Genomic DNA, 15285 nt, shown 5'->3' with positions numbered 1-15285 from the left:
TTCACTGAGTTATTGGTAAAGTAATCGTAATTTCCGCAAAAAGTCCATATTGACTTTCCACGCGCATCTCGCCCCTATATACCTTATTTACAATATCATAGCTCAGACTTAATCCCAATCCGGTACCTTCTCCCGCGGGCTTAGTGGTAAAGAACGGCTGGAAGATTTTAGACTGAATAGGCTCAGGAATACCCGGTCCATTGTCGCGCACGCGAAGCTCCACCGCCCGGCGACCCGACTCATCAGACACTGTTCGGGTGCTAACCCAAACTGTGGGCTGGTAAGCTTCTTCATCGCCCATCGCGATCAACTGCCCTTTGGCTTTCTGACTCAACGCGTAAAAGGCATTGTTGAACAGGTTCAATAACACCCGACCCATATCCTGAGCCACCACTTCAACGGTGGGCAAGTCGGCGGCAAAGTCGGTGATGAGTTCACACTGGAATTGGTTATCCTTGGCCCGGATACCGTGATAAGCCAGCCGCAGGTACTCCTCAGCCAGGGCGTTGAGGTCGGTGGGCTGGCGCTCACCGGTGCTGGTGCGGGAGTGCTCCAACATGCCTCGCACGATGTTGCTGGCCCGCTGGCCATTCTGAACAATGTGGTACATGTTGGCCCGTAGGTCGGTGGCTAGTTCCAGGGCATCCGTCTTATCATCGGCTCGTACACTCTGGTCAAGTTCCTCGGCCAGCTCAACGGAGACCTCGGCGAAATTATTGACAAAGTTGAGCGGGTTCTGAATTTCGTGAGCGATACCCGCCGTCAACTCGCCGAGCGAGGCCATCTTCTCCCGCTGGATCAGCTGAGTCTGGGTGGCGTGAAGGTTAGTGAGTACAGTTTCGGCTTTGTGGCGTTGGAGACTAATTTCCTCTTTTTGCCGGGAGAGCAACCGGTTGGCTTTTTGCTGCTGACGGTTGTTACGGTACAGGATAATCGAAATTAGTAGTACCACCGCCAATCCCGCCAGGAGCGCGTAGCGCTCCACCTGGTTCTGATAAGCTACCTGCCGGGCCTCAAATTGCCGCTGACGTTCCTGTTCTTCCAGAACAATCCGTTGTAAAGATTGCACTTGGGCTGCCCCAAACATGGACTCATTTGTGGTCATGGCCATGCTGAGGTAGTGCAGAGCCTTGGCGGTGTCTCTGCTTTTATACAGGCCGTATAACATCCTCGAAGAATATAAGATAGCTCGTTTAAACCCCAACGTTTGAGCAGAAACCAGCGACTTCTGGGCATAGTAAATCGCCGAATCAGGCTGATTGTTTTTTATGAAAATATCCGCCATGCCATTCAGTATTGCGCATTGCCTGCGTTTATTCCCTGAGATTTCATACAATACAATAGCCTTACGTTCATCCGTTAAGGCTTCGGGGTAATTACCTAACTCATAGTGAATGAAGCCTCGTTCTGAAAAAATAAAGGCTTTATCTATTTGCGGATTAGTCGAATTGATACGACTGTAGATAGGCTTAAAGACGGCTAAGGCAGAATCCACCTGTTTATTGTGTCGATAAGCTACTTCAAGATTCAACGCTGCTCTAATTTCCTCAGGCTCATCCTGAAGTTCGTTGAAACTTCTTCGGGCCTGTTTCAGGAACTGAATCGCTTTGGTTAAATCCAGTAAGTCAAGATAAATAATGCCTCTTAAAAACAAACAGGTTGCTTTACCACGAGGTGACTGTAGTGCATTTGCCAGTTGAGCTGCTTGTGTGGTATACGCCAAAGCCTTCGGCAAGTCACCTTGATTCCGCAAGACCCGACCAATTAAGATCAACGCGTTCATTTCGCCGGATGCATAATTTATTCGCCTAGCTAAATTCAGGGCTTGTTGTCCGTACTGAAGGGCTTCAGTAAAGGATGAATTTTGGTTTAAATCGCCCAACTGCACCCATACCTTCACGCGGGAGGTATCCGGGATAGACTGGGTTAAGCGTTGCCTGAGGCTATCGATTTCGGGAGTTTGGGCATTCGTCGTGGAAGCAACAAACAGCATTAGAACAAGCAGCATATGTTTCATAGTCCGGCAGGCTGAACAGGTGCTTTTATCTGCCCGATAAAGAAAGCCTTCTGTATAGACTTAAGCGTTTGCTTTTCAGCCATAAACGTATGGCATTGGGACAGCACTTGAAATTAGTGAACAAACCACCGGACAAACAGCAGCCTTTCGCTTCCGTCAACTAGTATTCGATTAGTTATTACTTTTTACTAATGCACAGGCAACGTAATAACAAACTCGCTGCCTTCGCCCTCTACACTCCGCACCGTTAGTGTTCCCCCGTGCCCTCTGGTAATAATATCGTAGCTCAAACTCAACCCCAGCCCCGTGCCTTCGCCAGCAGGCTTGGTGGTAAAGAACGGCTGGAAGATTTTTCCCTGTATGGCCTCCGGAATACCCATTCCGTTGTCCTGTACTCGAACTTCGACTCGGTTAAGGAGTAAGACAGTCGTAACCCTAACGGTAGGTACATACGCTAAGCCGTTTTTTAGGGTTTGGGCAGATAAGCCGGCCAGCCGTTGCTGAATGGAATAGAAAGCGTTGTTGTACAAGTTGATCAATACCCGACTAATGTCCTGAGCCGCTACCGAAATCAGCGGCAGATTGGCGTCAAAGTGGGTTTCAAGCTGACAGGTAAAGCTAGTAGCCAGACCCCCAGCCTGTTTTATCCCCAGATAGGCCCGATGCAGCGATTCCCCCACCAGCGAGTTAAGATTAGTCGGTTGGCGCTCGCCGGTGCTGATCCGCGAATGTTCGAGCATGCCCCGTACGATGTTACTGGCCCGCTGACCGTTCTCCGTGATGCGTTGCAGGTTTTCTTTTAGTTCGTCGGCAAGAGTCAGCACGCCGGCAGGCCGCCCAGCCTGAGCTTCTTCTTTGAGTTCTTCCATCATTTCTACCGACACCTCAGCGAAGTTGTTGACGAAGTTCAGTGGGTTCTGAATCTCGTGAGCAATGCCTGCTGTCAACTCAGCCATCGCGGCCATTTTCTCCTTATGGATGTGCCGTTGCTCCAGCAACTTCTGTCGAAATCGATACAACACAAAGAAATAAATACCTACCCCCAAAACCCCCAGAACGTACAGAAACAGCATGGGCACAAACCACCATTTGTGCCAGCTGTTGCCTTCGATCGTGAATGAAAACCTGGCCGGAAGGGCGTTGTCTTCCGTGGTTTTTACCTGAAAGGTATAGTCCCCTCCGTCCAGATGAGCGTAGAGTGCCTGCGTGCAATCGGTGCAGGTCATCCAGGAATAATCCAGTCCCGTCAGCTTGTAGTGGAAAGTTTTTACAGCAGGATGTTTCGGATCGATAAAACTAAAAATGAGGTAGTTCTGATCATAGCGCAACCGAACAGGGTCTTTTGTCGAAGGATAAACGTGCACAAAGGATGAATCTTTTTGATTGTTTCCGGCCTGCACCGCCACAATTCGTGCAGACGGCAGCCGTTGTTGAGCCAGCACCAGCTGACTACCCAGAAGCATACCGAGTAAGCGTAAAGAGCGAACCATTGACTTATTGACTGATTACCAAATCATTGCGAGCGGTAAGTTAGCCAAAAAGCGTAAGTAAATGCAGCATACATCCAAACCGTGATGATCGACCAAATCATGTAGTATTGAAGGTAGAGCGTTTGCGAATAGTTGACGATAGGGCCGCTGAATACATCGAACCAACCCACCAGGTTATACGCCACCACGCCACCACTCACCCAAAACATAGGCTGATGGGCCAGATCATCTTCCGTATCATCGCCAACCAGTTGAGTGAGGTAGTAGAGCGCAAGCAGAAGAACGTACACTTTCTCGACGGCATGGCTGAACCCATTGTTGGTCAGGCCCGATAGAAAAAAGGCATCCACACCGATCAACAGCACCAGCAGCCCCGCCCCCAGCCAGACCCCTTTGGCCACTTGCCGGTTCGGAATCAGCGAAGAAAAAACCCAGGCCATCAGCACCGCATCCACCGCCGAAAAGAGGTATAGAAATGTAACCGTGGCTTTCAGGTCGAACAGCAACAGCAACAGATCGAGGCCAAACACCACAAACTGCCCCGCCAGCAACAGACGCAGGGATTTGGGCAGCAGCGCATACCGATACATTCCCATTGCCATGGGAATGACAATGCAATAAGTGGCTATGTAAACAAGATACATAGCCACATCGGTAAGTTTCATGGCGTTGGGGTCTGGAATCAGGTTATTGGGCAGTTTCACCGAAGGGTGGGCAACTGGGCTTGGGACCACTGTAGCCTTCTACCTGATCGTATGTCGAGTACACCTTGGCAGATTTGGTTAAGCCGTCAGGCTTTACGCCCCTGAAAACAAGATGAAAACATTTTAAATCAGCCTGATTTCCCGTAGTCGGTTCAGGAGCGGGTTCAAGATAGGCCAGGGTCGTTTGCACGTTCATACACCCCTCCTCTTTCAGCTCGGCCAGTATGGCGAGCAGAACATTTATCCGCATATACGCCCCCCAGATAAACTTACCCCTTCCATGAATGAACCCGAAGATTGATTTGAACAACTGCCGGGCCCCCTGGCAAGAAGTCGTAGTCATCGAAAGATTAGCCGATGTGAACTGGCTCCGGGTTGCCAGCAGCGGTTTCTTATCGAGCTTTGTCCCTCCCTCCGATCCATCCAGTTGGACACCTTGCATGATCAAAATCATCTCCTGGGCGGGTGTAAGCCCGTAATAAATAGCCAGATGCGTCAATGCAGGAGATTCATTTTGCAGTTCGATCAGATTGTCTTTAAACGTATCGATCGGTATGGGGTTTAAATCAAAGGAGATGTCTCTGATTTTGGCAATCTGCCCGTTATCGATGGTTTGGCTTTCGGCGACATCCCTGCGTGAGAAATTGCGAATTCTTGTTTTCTCCCGCTCGAATGCCTCCTCCAGGCTGGACAGCGGAATAACGTTTTGTTCCGGAGAAAGCTCTTTCTTCTCAAAAATACCATCTTTCGTTTCCAGAATAGTCAGGAGGGCTTGGGGGCTAAAGGGCATGGTTCAAAAGGCAAAAAGGTTAGAAAGACAGGGTTCCCAGCGCATGACAATGCAGCGTTCGCGCACAACACCGATAAACGTACTTACCGTTGAGGGGCAATACAAACATCGTTTTTAGTCGCCAAACAGGCGTTTGATTTCCGGACAAAAACGTTTGAGTATTCGCCATTTTCCGGCTCCTCAGGCCAAATCTGTCATTAATGCCCCAGACGACCAGCGAAGGCTTACTGGTCTAATTGATGCGCTTGCGTTCGTCGTCGGAGCCGGTGGGACGGGTTGTGTTCACGTTCACTTTCTGGTTACCGAATGAACGCGTGTAGGTCAGCCGCACCAGCCGCGTGTGGTTGCCCCCGGCCCCCAAAAGTAGCCGAGTAGCCCTCTGCCGGATTCGACAGGTCGTAGGCCAGAAAGCTGCTCCACAGCAGATCCTCGCCCGCCAACCGCAACGAGCCTTTATTACCCGGAAGTTGTTTTTTTACGGCCACATTCAACACCCCGAACGGACGGCGGACCATCACGCCGATCAGGGCACGGCTTTGGTAAAAGCCCGATAGCTCAGCCGCAAAATTGTGTGGAAATGTAAATGTCTGGCTGTGGGTCAAACGGCCAACAAGCTGATGTTGTTGCCGGGTGTTCCCTTCCTGGGTGAACACCGTAGCCTGGCGATAACCCAGCAAACTAGTCTGCATCTGCCACCACGGGGTCAGCACAAGGGGAAAGCTAAACGTAAGCGATACATTAGTAGTTAGATCCAGATTCTCAGGGCGGGTAACCTGCCGGTTCTCAGCAGGAATAACCGTCAGGTTGAATGCAATGGGGTTGGTTGTCCGGGTGTAGTCCAGCGTGAGTAAAAAATTCTTTCGGAACCGATAGCTGGCCTGAATGTTCTTCGCCAGCGCGGGTAACAGCTGTTCATTACCACCCAAAACCGCACTGGGGTCGATGTAGGTCAGGAAGGGAGCAAGCTGATTAAAACTCGGGCGGCCTATCCGCTGGCTATACGATACCTGAATGCTGCTGGATGGGTTCAGCGTATGCGTCCAGAACACCGTTGGAAACCAGTTGCCGTAGTTACGGTATACGAGTGCTGGCCCGTCGATAGTACGTAAATCGGTTCGGGTGTGTTCGTAACGAAGCCCGGCCTGGATGCGGTTCTTGGCTGTTAGCTGCCCGCTAACGTTAACATACCCCGCCCAAATGGTTTCATTCATCTGCACATGCTGGCTCAGGGTGGAGTCGACCTGCCAGTTGTTGTCCCGGTAGGTCTCAAATTCAACGTTGTTGTCGAAATGGGCAAATGTACTCTTGGCTCCCGTTTCCAGCTTTACAGTTTTGGTCAGATTTCGGCTGTAGTCCAGTTTGGCAACCCAAAGTTGAATGGGCGTTCGCTTTTCATTCCGGACCGATTCCTGCTCCTGTCTACCCTCCTGTTCATAGTTGGTATCGAACTGATACCGGTGCGGATTATTATTGAAAAAGTGGATGTAGTCTAGGTCGGCACTAATGGTTCCTTTGTCTGGAGTATGGCGCAGGTTCACGTTTCCTGTATATACCCAGGTGTTGTTCAGTTCGTTGTCCCGAACATTGACCTGCGTTAACGGAAGCCCCGACCGGGTGGTTTGGGTAGCATTGTCCGCGATCTGGTCGGATAAAAAGTTCTGAAAAGTAGCCAGACTACTAATCGTAGTTCGTGGGCTTAGGCTCCATTCGAGTCCGGCCTGCCCGTTATGTAGCCAATCGCGTTCATCCCGGCGAATGCTACCCGCCGTGTACGTCGGAACGGGCTGAGTCAGCGTCCGGCTGGTTTTGTACAACCGGATCAGGTGGTTCATTTGCCCCGAATAATCGGCAAATAGGCTTAGTTTCTCTGTTTTGCGGTTTACATTACCCGACAAACCAGCCCGCTCCCACCGGCCATACCCCACGTTCGTTGTCCACGAGCCGTTTGTCCCCAGATTGGCGTTGCGTTTGGTGACAATGTTGATCAGGCCCGCATTCCCTTCGGCATCGTACTGAGCCGGGGGCGTAGTAATCAGTTCGATTTTCTCGATGTTGCCTGCATTCATACCGCCCAGCATGGGCAGCAGACTCGCTAGCGGTATACGCGAGAGCTTGCCGTTGAGCATAACCATCACGCCCTGTTTGCCATTCATGGCCAGCACATTATTGTTCCGGTCGACCGTGACCCCGGGGGAGCGTTCCAGAATATCCAGTGCTGTACTTCCAGCGGCCATGAGGCTACTCTGTACGTTAATCACCATGCGGTCGATCTGCTGCTCGAAGAAGGGCTTTTGCGCCGACACCGCCACTTCTTTCAGTTGCTGGCTCGTCTCGTTCAGGGTTAGGGCAGGCACTGTTACCGGCGAATCGGCCACGGTAATCACGTCGCTTTTGGTGGGCTGGAAGCCAACCATCGACACGCTGATCCGGTATTGACCGGGTTTCACTTGCTCAAATTGGTAATGACCTTCGGCCGAGGCTACGCTGCCACTTATCAAACTGGAGTCGCTGGCATTTAGTAAGGCAATACTGGCGAAAGCAAGTGGCTTATTGTTCTTGTCGACCAGCGACCCCTGCACGGTTTTTTGAGCGAGAATAGGGCTGGCCAATAGCATGGTCAAAAGGAAGGCATATGCCGTTTTCATGAGCGTAATACTTTGAGGATTAAATCATTACGACCTAATTACAAGGTCATAACAAAGGTCCTCCACCGGCTCGGAAGCAGCATTTGATTTTCAGCCATAAGCGTGTGCATTTGAGCCACGCCCCCTCTTCTGATTAGCCAAAAACGTATGATTTTCAGCCTATCAGTACGTTTACGACCCACTCATTACCAGACGGATTAGCCTCGTATCGGTAGGTTAATAACAAACTCATTTCCCTCACCCGCTTCACTCTCCACCATGAGCGTTCCTCCGTGTCCCTTCGTTACAATATCGTTGCTCAGTGACAAGCGCTCGCCCGTTCCCTCGCCCGTGGGCATAGCTCGCCCCGTAACTCACCAAAGCCTGTAATTTATTTTCTCTGCGTGCCGCGCCATAATCGGTATATCCGTTTTGGACCAAGTAAATAGCCATTGCCTTACCGATGCCTGAAGAAGCCCCTTGTCACTAATTTTGATCACTTTTAAGGTTAAGCAACACGGCAAAGGTCACTTTTGAGGCAGGGGAACGCTCGTATATCTGCTTCTCAAATAAGGCATTCAATGGAGCGGCTGATTATGATCACTGTCAACGATTATCCGTTGCATACGTATAAACTCTGAAAGTGTTTTACGTAAGAAACCGACCTAACTCATAAATCATTACTTCATTGAGCTGAAAGCATCTGCTTAAGGCGTAAATGGACTCAACCGGTTATATGCAGTCTATGTGCCGGAGATTTTGGCAGCGTAGCCGAAATGCTATGCGCCATTTTCGCCAGAAAACGGCCAGTGGGTAACGAAAGCAGCCGTTGCGGTCGGTCGGGGGCCAATCCAGGCGGGGCCAATCCAGGCAGGGCCACTAGTCAATGGCCCCGAAACCGCCACTGGATGAGCGGACCGAAAGGCTTGCCAAATTGACCCGGTAGCGAATAAATCAGTTCGTAGTCGTTCCTTTCCTCCGAATTGGCGTCTAAACTGTAGACGACCACACCGTCACCAGACCAATAGGGAACGTTTGAAAACGCCTGGTTCATCTGAACCAGGCGTTCTGTGAGTTGATGTGCAGACTTCAGGACCCCTGCTCAACGGGACCGCAATTTCTACCACGGCCAACCCGCGCTCTGCGAGTTGGTACATTCGATGAACGTGATGAAACCCATACAACGTAACAAGGGTCTTTTAGCTCTTCCCGGCTATCGCACCCCACAACCCGTGGCCCAAATCTGCTGGCTGGAAGGACAGGGCAACTATACCCGTATCCACCTAAGCGGGCAAAAGACCCCCTTACTGGTCAGCCGAACTCTGAAACAGTTTGATGAGCAACTGCCCGAATTTCTGCGGGCCAACCGGGGGGCTTTGATCAACCCTGCTTACGTAGGGGCTATAACCTGGATCAATTCGAGGAACATGACTTTACTTCTGCTCGATGGGCCGCCAATTCGGGCGGCTCGCCACCGGATCGAGGAAATGGCCACTAAACTGGCCGCTTATAGTGAGCTTAGCCGCTTACCCTCTGTCTTTAACCGGGTCGGGGCATGGTCAAGTAGGGGCGGCAGCCCTGGGAAAATGGAATCGATGGCCAAGGCAAATTGGATGTCAGCCGGGTCAGGCAAGCGGGTTTTAACTAAGGTCAGACAGTAACCAGCCCGATCAGTGGGCTCTGTATTCACCTCTTAGCAACAACCAACGATTGAAACGCAGCCATGTAGGCGTACCCCTAAGCCACCAAATATTTCATCGAAGAAGACTATGCTGACAATGGCTTGGCAAGAAGCTTAGGTCGTATGCTACTGGAAAATCTAGTCAAAATCCAGTATGAATACGCATCTTAATGATTTGTCAGGCTATAAGAAAAAGAAAACTCGACACCTATTTCGATGGAAGGTCGTCGAAGCTTACCGCGCCGAACGAGTTCAGGCCTCCAAACTGGAAGAAACCCCTGAGCATTCCTATGAAAGAGCTGCGCCGTCCCAACCGCAACTACTTTAGACTCCGCTTACTTCCCCGCGCGGCCGCCTTTTATACCCCAATATGGGTTGATTAAATCTAGACATTAAAACGCGCTTCGTCCTTTGTCGTATTCAAGCCTTTGTCAAAGAATCCGATTACCTGCATGCATGATACTGTTTATCTCCCCAATCACATCTGGTAACGACTAGCGCTTACCGACGTAACCGCATCCGATAAATCCGATGGTGATGGGGGTAGGGCGGGTGCTTGAGAATGCGAAAACAGATGCGGATGGCTAAGCAAAAATCCAGCAAGTGAGCTTCTCTGGAAACTTACTTGCTGGACTAGTGGCTTCGTGCCGGGTACCTGACCACCATAACAAGCGGTCAAGTACCCGGGAAATAAGTCGTTTTCAGGTACTCCCGTAGCGAAGTTGGCTTGCGGCCCAGCAGACGCTCGATGGTATCGTGCGTCCCGGCCAGCATGCCGTGCTGGGCAGCGGCACCCCACTGGGCAAAGAAGTTAGCGACGAAGTCCGGGAAACCGTCGGCTACCTTCTGCGCAATGTAGGGTGCCAGCTCGCTACTTTGATAAACGATGGACCGGCCCGCCAACGCGGAAAGTTCCCGGGCGATATCGTCAAACGAATAGGCTTCGCTGCCAGACAGCGTATACTCCTGGTTATCATGGCCTTCACTAGTCAGTAGGGCGGCCGTAGCAGCGGCCAGTTCGGTCCGCTTGACGAACGCTATCTTGCCTTCGCCTGCCGGGAAACGTATCACGGTGTCCGGCACCTCGCTCCCAATCAGGTACCCAAGGCCTTCAAAGTAGTAGCCGTTTTTGAGAATGGTGTATGTCAGGCCGGACGCTTTGAGGTAGGCTTCCGTGACCAAATCGCTTTCCGTGACCTCCGGCATCACAAAATTGGTGCTGCGCTGGATGCTGGTGTAAAACAGGTGCTTCACCCCGGCTTGCTTGGCAGCGTTGATGACGTTGCGGTGTTGATGTACCCGGTCGGTAAAGGCCACGGCGGAAACCAACAGCACTTTATCCACACCCCGAAAGGCTTGTACCAGCGCGGGATAGTCAAAGTAGTCCGCTTGCCGGACGTCAACACCCCGCTTAACCAGGTCGGTGGCTTTATTGCTGTCACGCACCAGGGCAGCGATTTCTGCGGCCGGGGTGGAATTTAGTAAAACGTCGATGGTTTGGTGGCCTAACCCACCGGTGGCTCCCGTTACTAGAATCATGGTGAAAAGAAGTAATAATTCGTGTATATTTACTTGCAAATTGCAAGTTCAAAGGTAGATCAAATTACTTGCAAAAAGCAAGTAAAAAATAAATTGATTTTTATGAAAGTGATAAAACAGCGGTCTACTTGCCCCATCAGCACATCGCTCGACGTGCTAGGTGACAAGTGGACCCTGCTCATTCTGCGGGATATGGTGTTCTCGGGGAAGTCTACTTACGGGGAGTTTTTGCAGTCAGCAGAAAAAATAGCGACTAACGTTCTGGCCGACCGCCTGGCGGTCCTGGAGTCGCAAGGCATCCTAACCAAGTCTGTGGCCTCGGATAAGAAATCGAAATTCACTTACCGTCTGACAGAAAAAGGTGTTGATACCGTTCCGATTATCATGGCCCTCGTTCAGTGGGGAAGTAAGCATTGTCCCACCGTCGTCAACCCTGGCTTGGTGGAAGAACTTCAGGCTGGGAAAGACACGGCCATTGAGAAGTACCAACTGCTCGTCCGCGAAAAGGGCCTGGCTTAAAAATAATAAACTTACTAGTGGTGGTAATGATCGACGACGGCATGGTATTCCGTCAGTGGACCGAAGACAGATCGTAAAGAGGAGCTATCTTCTAAAAACGCTCCCTGCTGAGACGATAAGGATTTGCTTATCTGAAAAGAGGGCGTTTTATCGGATGCCTACCATTAATAACTATCAACTAGCATCTGTAGCTTACAAATCCGTATGTTACAGATGGTAGTTGGGCATTCAAGTTGTAACAATCCTTTTATTTAATCTTCGTTCAAAAACCTAGTGAGAAGGCCTTATGGTAAGGGTATGGGCCGATCATAACTAAGGCTTTCTTTATAAATTATCAGATTATCTCTGAAGTATAAATACTCAAAAAATCCCACAAATAAAAGGTAACTATAATTAATATTTCATTTATCACTAGTTATCAATTAGATTATATATGAAAAAACAAGTTTCTTATTTTGGTTATTTATACTTATTAATTTTACTGATTACACTCATTTGTGTATATGATACTTGTCATAGAGGCTAACTGACTAAGCTAAGTAGATTTGCCCACCGTAATTTGATCTACTATTGCTATGCTTATTTACTTTACATCGATTGATCCCCACGGAGGACTCCGGACTTGTTGCTGGTACGTTGGCAGTTTAGGATTTGGGCTGGATGCTCTAAACCGGATACTGAGAAAAGGTTATCACCTTCTGGAGGCCCAACTGATGGATGAGCAAGGACGACGAACCATCCTTCCGATAGATGCCTTTGATGGAACACCTATTTCCCCGGCCTTGCAAGCGCTTGAGCAGGAAATATGCGAAATTCTAGGCAGTCCTCTCTACACACCTTGGTCAAGCACGGCTAAGAAACTGAAGAAGACCCGTTCCTGAAAGCTTTACAATTCGAAGCTTATCCGTTCACCCTAATGACCAACTCTTCTCTGACCATCCTGCTTTTTTTGGGGCTAATCAGCTCTTGCTCCCCCCCGCAGGATGACGCCCCAATCAAAACCGATCGCAAGTCGGGTCATAAGGATTTGTTGCTGGGTATGTCCCTGCAGGCCATAAAACGGAAAACGGCCCTCAAACTGATACGCGAAAACCCGTGTACGGCGACCAAGGTGTATCAAATCCCGTCGGGCACTTACCGGCAGGTAGGGAACATTACCTTTCATAAGGTTGAACTGACGTTTATTCACGATCAGCTATACAAAACCGTTTTATATAAAGAACCCGGACGGCAGATGACTTACTTAAGCCAGGTGTATGACTTTTTGCTGGATCATCCGACCCGGGTAAAAATAGAAAAGGTCGTCGGCAAAACGCAACGAATCAGTGAATGGCCGGGAGAAGCGTGCTACGTGACTATTACCGAGACAGAGTTCACCGATTCCCGGATTGAATATGGTTCCTACAGCGGGCTGCAAAAGTGCCGGGAAGCCGAAAGAAATTGTGCGCAGGCAAGTCAAGATAGCTCAAAGGGTTTTCTCATCGCTGCGGTTCATCGACGTTGAAAAGTTTTTGTCACAAATTCTAGTGCTTAACCGGGGGATAGATGAGTGAGGCAGGCGCCCCCTTTTAGCTGAAAGAAACCGCCCGGATCAAGCCATCAAAGCGGGTCAACCCAAACGGGCTACCTAAACACGCTGGTTAAGAAAATTTGAGTCGCTCGCATTGTCCCCCTACAGGGATATACGACCCGCTTACGATGTTGACGGGCTGCTTGGGTAGAACAGGCTAGGCAAACTGGGCTTTCGTCAATTGTTGATGAATCAGCTTTTTTCGCCGTCGGGAGATCGGCAAATAAACCCCTCCAATGGTTAAATACACGCCAGACCTGTCGGAGAGAAGTTTGCCTTTATCAATAAAGAGTTGATTGACTGCAAACTGACGATGGCAACGGATAAACTGAGAAGAAGGCAATCTTGTCAGGACGATTTTCATCGTGTACGGTACAAGTACGCGCAAGCCATCACGCCATACTAACCAGGTGTAGTTAGCCGATCCTTCTAAAAAAACGAGATCGCTGACGTGTCGTAACTCCGTTTCAGTACGCTGATGAATACGAATTAAAGGCCAACTGGCTAAATCACTGTTCATGCTAATATAGACAGTCGTTCATGTGATTGGTTTAATTTGTACAGACTCTTTACTTGCCCTGAGCTGGCTAGCGCTAAGCCAAATCGGGGCTATTGGCGTGAGTAACAATAGTATATGTTACCCGTAACCAATAGCCCCGATGGCCTAATCCCTAAACAACACGACCTACCCTTTGCGCATATGACCTGACACAGTTTAAATGATTACTCTTAGTTTAAATGATTACTCTTAGTTTAAATGATTACTCTTAGTTAGTAAGTTACGGTATGTCAAAGGTAAAAGACGGAGCACCCTGCGGGAATGAGCTTAATCATACCTTATCACGAATAAAATCATCGCTTATCAATATGCTATCCAGGCGGAGGTTTAACGAAATGAGCGTAAACGGCTCGGATACCGGCTATTGCCCGAAGTAACCAGGGCAGGAAAGGCCATCTTTCGCTCTATGAAAGTGATTGCGCTTCCTGGAAAACTACTTGAACTCGATTAAGTTAAGTAAGTAGCGACTAACCTGGTAACGCTTGCTTGATGATTGACATAACTAACCTGCATGACGAAGTTATTTTTCAGACTATTGTCATGGAATCTCCCATTCCCATTGCCCTGCTGGTTGGCCGGGACCTAATCATTACGGTGGCCAATAAGCCGCAGTTAACCGTCTGGGGAAAAGGAGACGCTGTATTTGGACTGCCCCTGGCCAAAGCGATTCCCGAAATGGAAGGGCAGCCTTTTCTGGACATCCTCGATAATGTGTTTACATCAGGAGTTACCTTTTCCACCAATAATACGCCGGCCAATATGGTCAGGAACGGAGTAAGTGAGACCGTCTACTTTGACTTCTCCTTTAAAGCGATTCGCAATCAGCAGGGAGCGGTGTTCGGCATCATCGCGACGGGAATCGATATCACCCAGCAGGTGGCAACCCATCAGGCGCTCCAGCATAGTGAAGAGCGGTATCGACAACTGGCAGCCGACCTGGATCGACAAGTGCAGGAACGAACGCTGGAATTAGAGGACTCGGTTCAGGAGTTAACGCGATCGAATGAGAACCTGCAACAGTTTGCTTTCATTGCTTCCCATGATCTACAGGAACCCCTACGCAAAGTCCAGCAGTTCGGAAGTTTGGTGCGGAATCAATACAGTCACCTGTTAGGTGAAGGGATTGACTATATCGACCGGATGCAATCGGCCGCCAGTCGGATGTCCACGCTGATTCGCGACTTATTAAGCTACTCGCGGATCTCCACGCAACAGGATAAGCGGAGCCTGGTCTCGCTGAAGACCGTTCTGCAAACGGTGTTAGGGGATTTGGAGATGACAGCTATCCAGACAAAGGCCATCATAGAACTAGGGAACTTACCAACCCTGGAGGGGGATCCATCTCAACTAGAACTACTTTTCACGAACCTGTTGAGCAATGCCCTCAAGTTTCACCCGCCCGGCATAGCTCCTCGTATCAGGGTCGAGTCGCAGTGGGTAGATGCCGCCATGTTACCCAAGTCAGTCCGGGCTACTGGGCGCGCCCTGGCTTACCATCGGGTCGATGTGATGGACAACGGGATTGGCTTTGATGAGAAATACCTGGATCGCATTTTTCAGGTCTTTCAACGGTTACATGGCAAAAATGAGTATGCTGGCACAGGCATTGGTCTGGCCATCTGCCAGAAAGTGGTAGCCAACCACGGAGGAATAATAACCGCTTATAGTCAGCCAGGCGTTGGTAGTACATTCTCCGTCTATCTACCCGTCTCGCTCTAAAAGTGAGCTGAGAACCCGGTGAATCTTTTTTTGTGCCACGGGCCAAATCGGGCGTGAACTGCTGCAGTGGGCT

Annotated in this window: 13 protein-coding genes; 4 read left to right on the top strand and 9 right to left on the bottom strand. The window is 49.9% G+C overall.

Features of this window, described 5'->3' with window-relative positions:
- Position 1 precedes the first annotated feature (1 nt).
- From ACYVJM_RS23180 to ACYVJM_RS23150, 7 genes are all read right to left on the bottom strand, one after another.
- On the bottom strand, positions 2-2008 hold the full coding sequence (locus tag ACYVJM_RS23180; RefSeq protein WP_461150619.1) for a tetratricopeptide repeat protein: 2007 nt from the start codon (positions 2006-2008) through the stop codon (positions 2-4).
- Between the two features lie 197 nt (positions 2009-2205).
- Positions 2206-3507: an ATP-binding protein gene (locus ACYVJM_RS23175; protein ID WP_461150618.1), complete on the bottom strand. Its 1302-nt coding sequence runs from the start codon at positions 3505-3507 to the stop codon at positions 2206-2208.
- 23 nt (positions 3508-3530) lie between these two features.
- Positions 3531-4172 carry a hypothetical protein gene (locus tag ACYVJM_RS23170; RefSeq protein ID WP_461150617.1) on the bottom strand — a complete coding sequence of 214 codons (642 nt, stop codon included), beginning with the start codon at positions 4170-4172 and terminating at the stop codon, positions 3531-3533.
- 22 nt (positions 4173-4194) lie between these two features.
- Positions 4195-5001 (bottom strand): hypothetical protein, encoded by an 807-nt coding sequence (locus ACYVJM_RS23165; RefSeq protein WP_461150616.1) that lies wholly within the window; start codon positions 4999-5001, stop codon positions 4195-4197.
- A gap of 299 nt (positions 5002-5300) precedes the next feature.
- Positions 5301-7646: a TonB-dependent receptor domain-containing protein gene (locus ACYVJM_RS23160; RefSeq protein ID WP_461150615.1), complete on the bottom strand. Its 2346-nt coding sequence runs from the start codon at positions 7644-7646 to the stop codon at positions 5301-5303.
- 197 nt (positions 7647-7843) lie between these two features.
- Positions 7844-7984, bottom strand: coding sequence for a hypothetical protein (locus tag ACYVJM_RS23155; protein WP_461150614.1), 141 nt, complete (start codon positions 7982-7984; stop codon positions 7844-7846).
- A gap of 524 nt (positions 7985-8508) precedes the next feature.
- A complete protein-coding gene (locus ACYVJM_RS23150) occupies positions 8509-8679 on the bottom strand; it encodes a hypothetical protein (RefSeq protein ID WP_461150613.1) in 171 nt (56 codons plus the stop codon).
- Positions 8680-8794: 115 nt separating this feature from the next.
- On the opposite strand from ACYVJM_RS23150, the gene ACYVJM_RS23145 reads away from it, so the two are divergent.
- The gene (locus ACYVJM_RS23145) at positions 8795-9286 is read left to right on the top strand and encodes a LytR/AlgR family response regulator transcription factor (RefSeq protein WP_461150612.1); all 492 of its coding nucleotides are present in this window, start codon (positions 8795-8797) and stop codon (positions 9284-9286) included.
- Positions 9287-9981: 695 nt separating this feature from the next.
- Here ACYVJM_RS23145 and ACYVJM_RS23140 read toward each other — a convergent pair.
- The gene (locus ACYVJM_RS23140) at positions 9982-10845 is read right to left on the bottom strand and encodes an SDR family oxidoreductase (protein ID WP_461150611.1); all 864 of its coding nucleotides are present in this window, start codon (positions 10843-10845) and stop codon (positions 9982-9984) included.
- Positions 10846-10947: 102 nt separating this feature from the next.
- On the opposite strand from ACYVJM_RS23140, the gene ACYVJM_RS23135 reads away from it, so the two are divergent.
- Entirely contained in the window at positions 10948-11364 is a 417-nt protein-coding gene (locus ACYVJM_RS23135) for a winged helix-turn-helix transcriptional regulator (protein WP_461150610.1), read from the top strand.
- A 916-nt stretch (positions 11365-12280) separates the two neighbouring features.
- Positions 12281-12868: a hypothetical protein gene (locus ACYVJM_RS23130; RefSeq protein ID WP_461150609.1), complete on the top strand. Its 588-nt coding sequence runs from the start codon at positions 12281-12283 to the stop codon at positions 12866-12868.
- Positions 12869-13091: 223 nt separating this feature from the next.
- Here the strand turns inward: ACYVJM_RS23130 and ACYVJM_RS23125 are convergent, their stop codons facing one another.
- Positions 13092-13454, bottom strand: coding sequence for a LytR/AlgR family response regulator transcription factor (locus tag ACYVJM_RS23125; protein ID WP_461150608.1), 363 nt, complete (start codon positions 13452-13454; stop codon positions 13092-13094).
- Between the two features lie 528 nt (positions 13455-13982).
- On the opposite strand from ACYVJM_RS23125, the gene ACYVJM_RS23120 reads away from it, so the two are divergent.
- The gene (locus ACYVJM_RS23120; protein ID WP_461150607.1) at positions 13983-15212 is read left to right on the top strand and encodes a PAS domain-containing sensor histidine kinase; all 1230 of its coding nucleotides are present in this window, start codon (positions 13983-13985) and stop codon (positions 15210-15212) included.
- The last annotated feature ends 73 nt before the right edge of the window (positions 15213-15285 follow it).

The organism is Spirosoma pulveris, assembly GCF_054781875.1.
The sequence above is the reverse complement of the archived record's forward strand: the minus strand, read 5'-3'. Positions and strand labels throughout refer to the sequence as shown.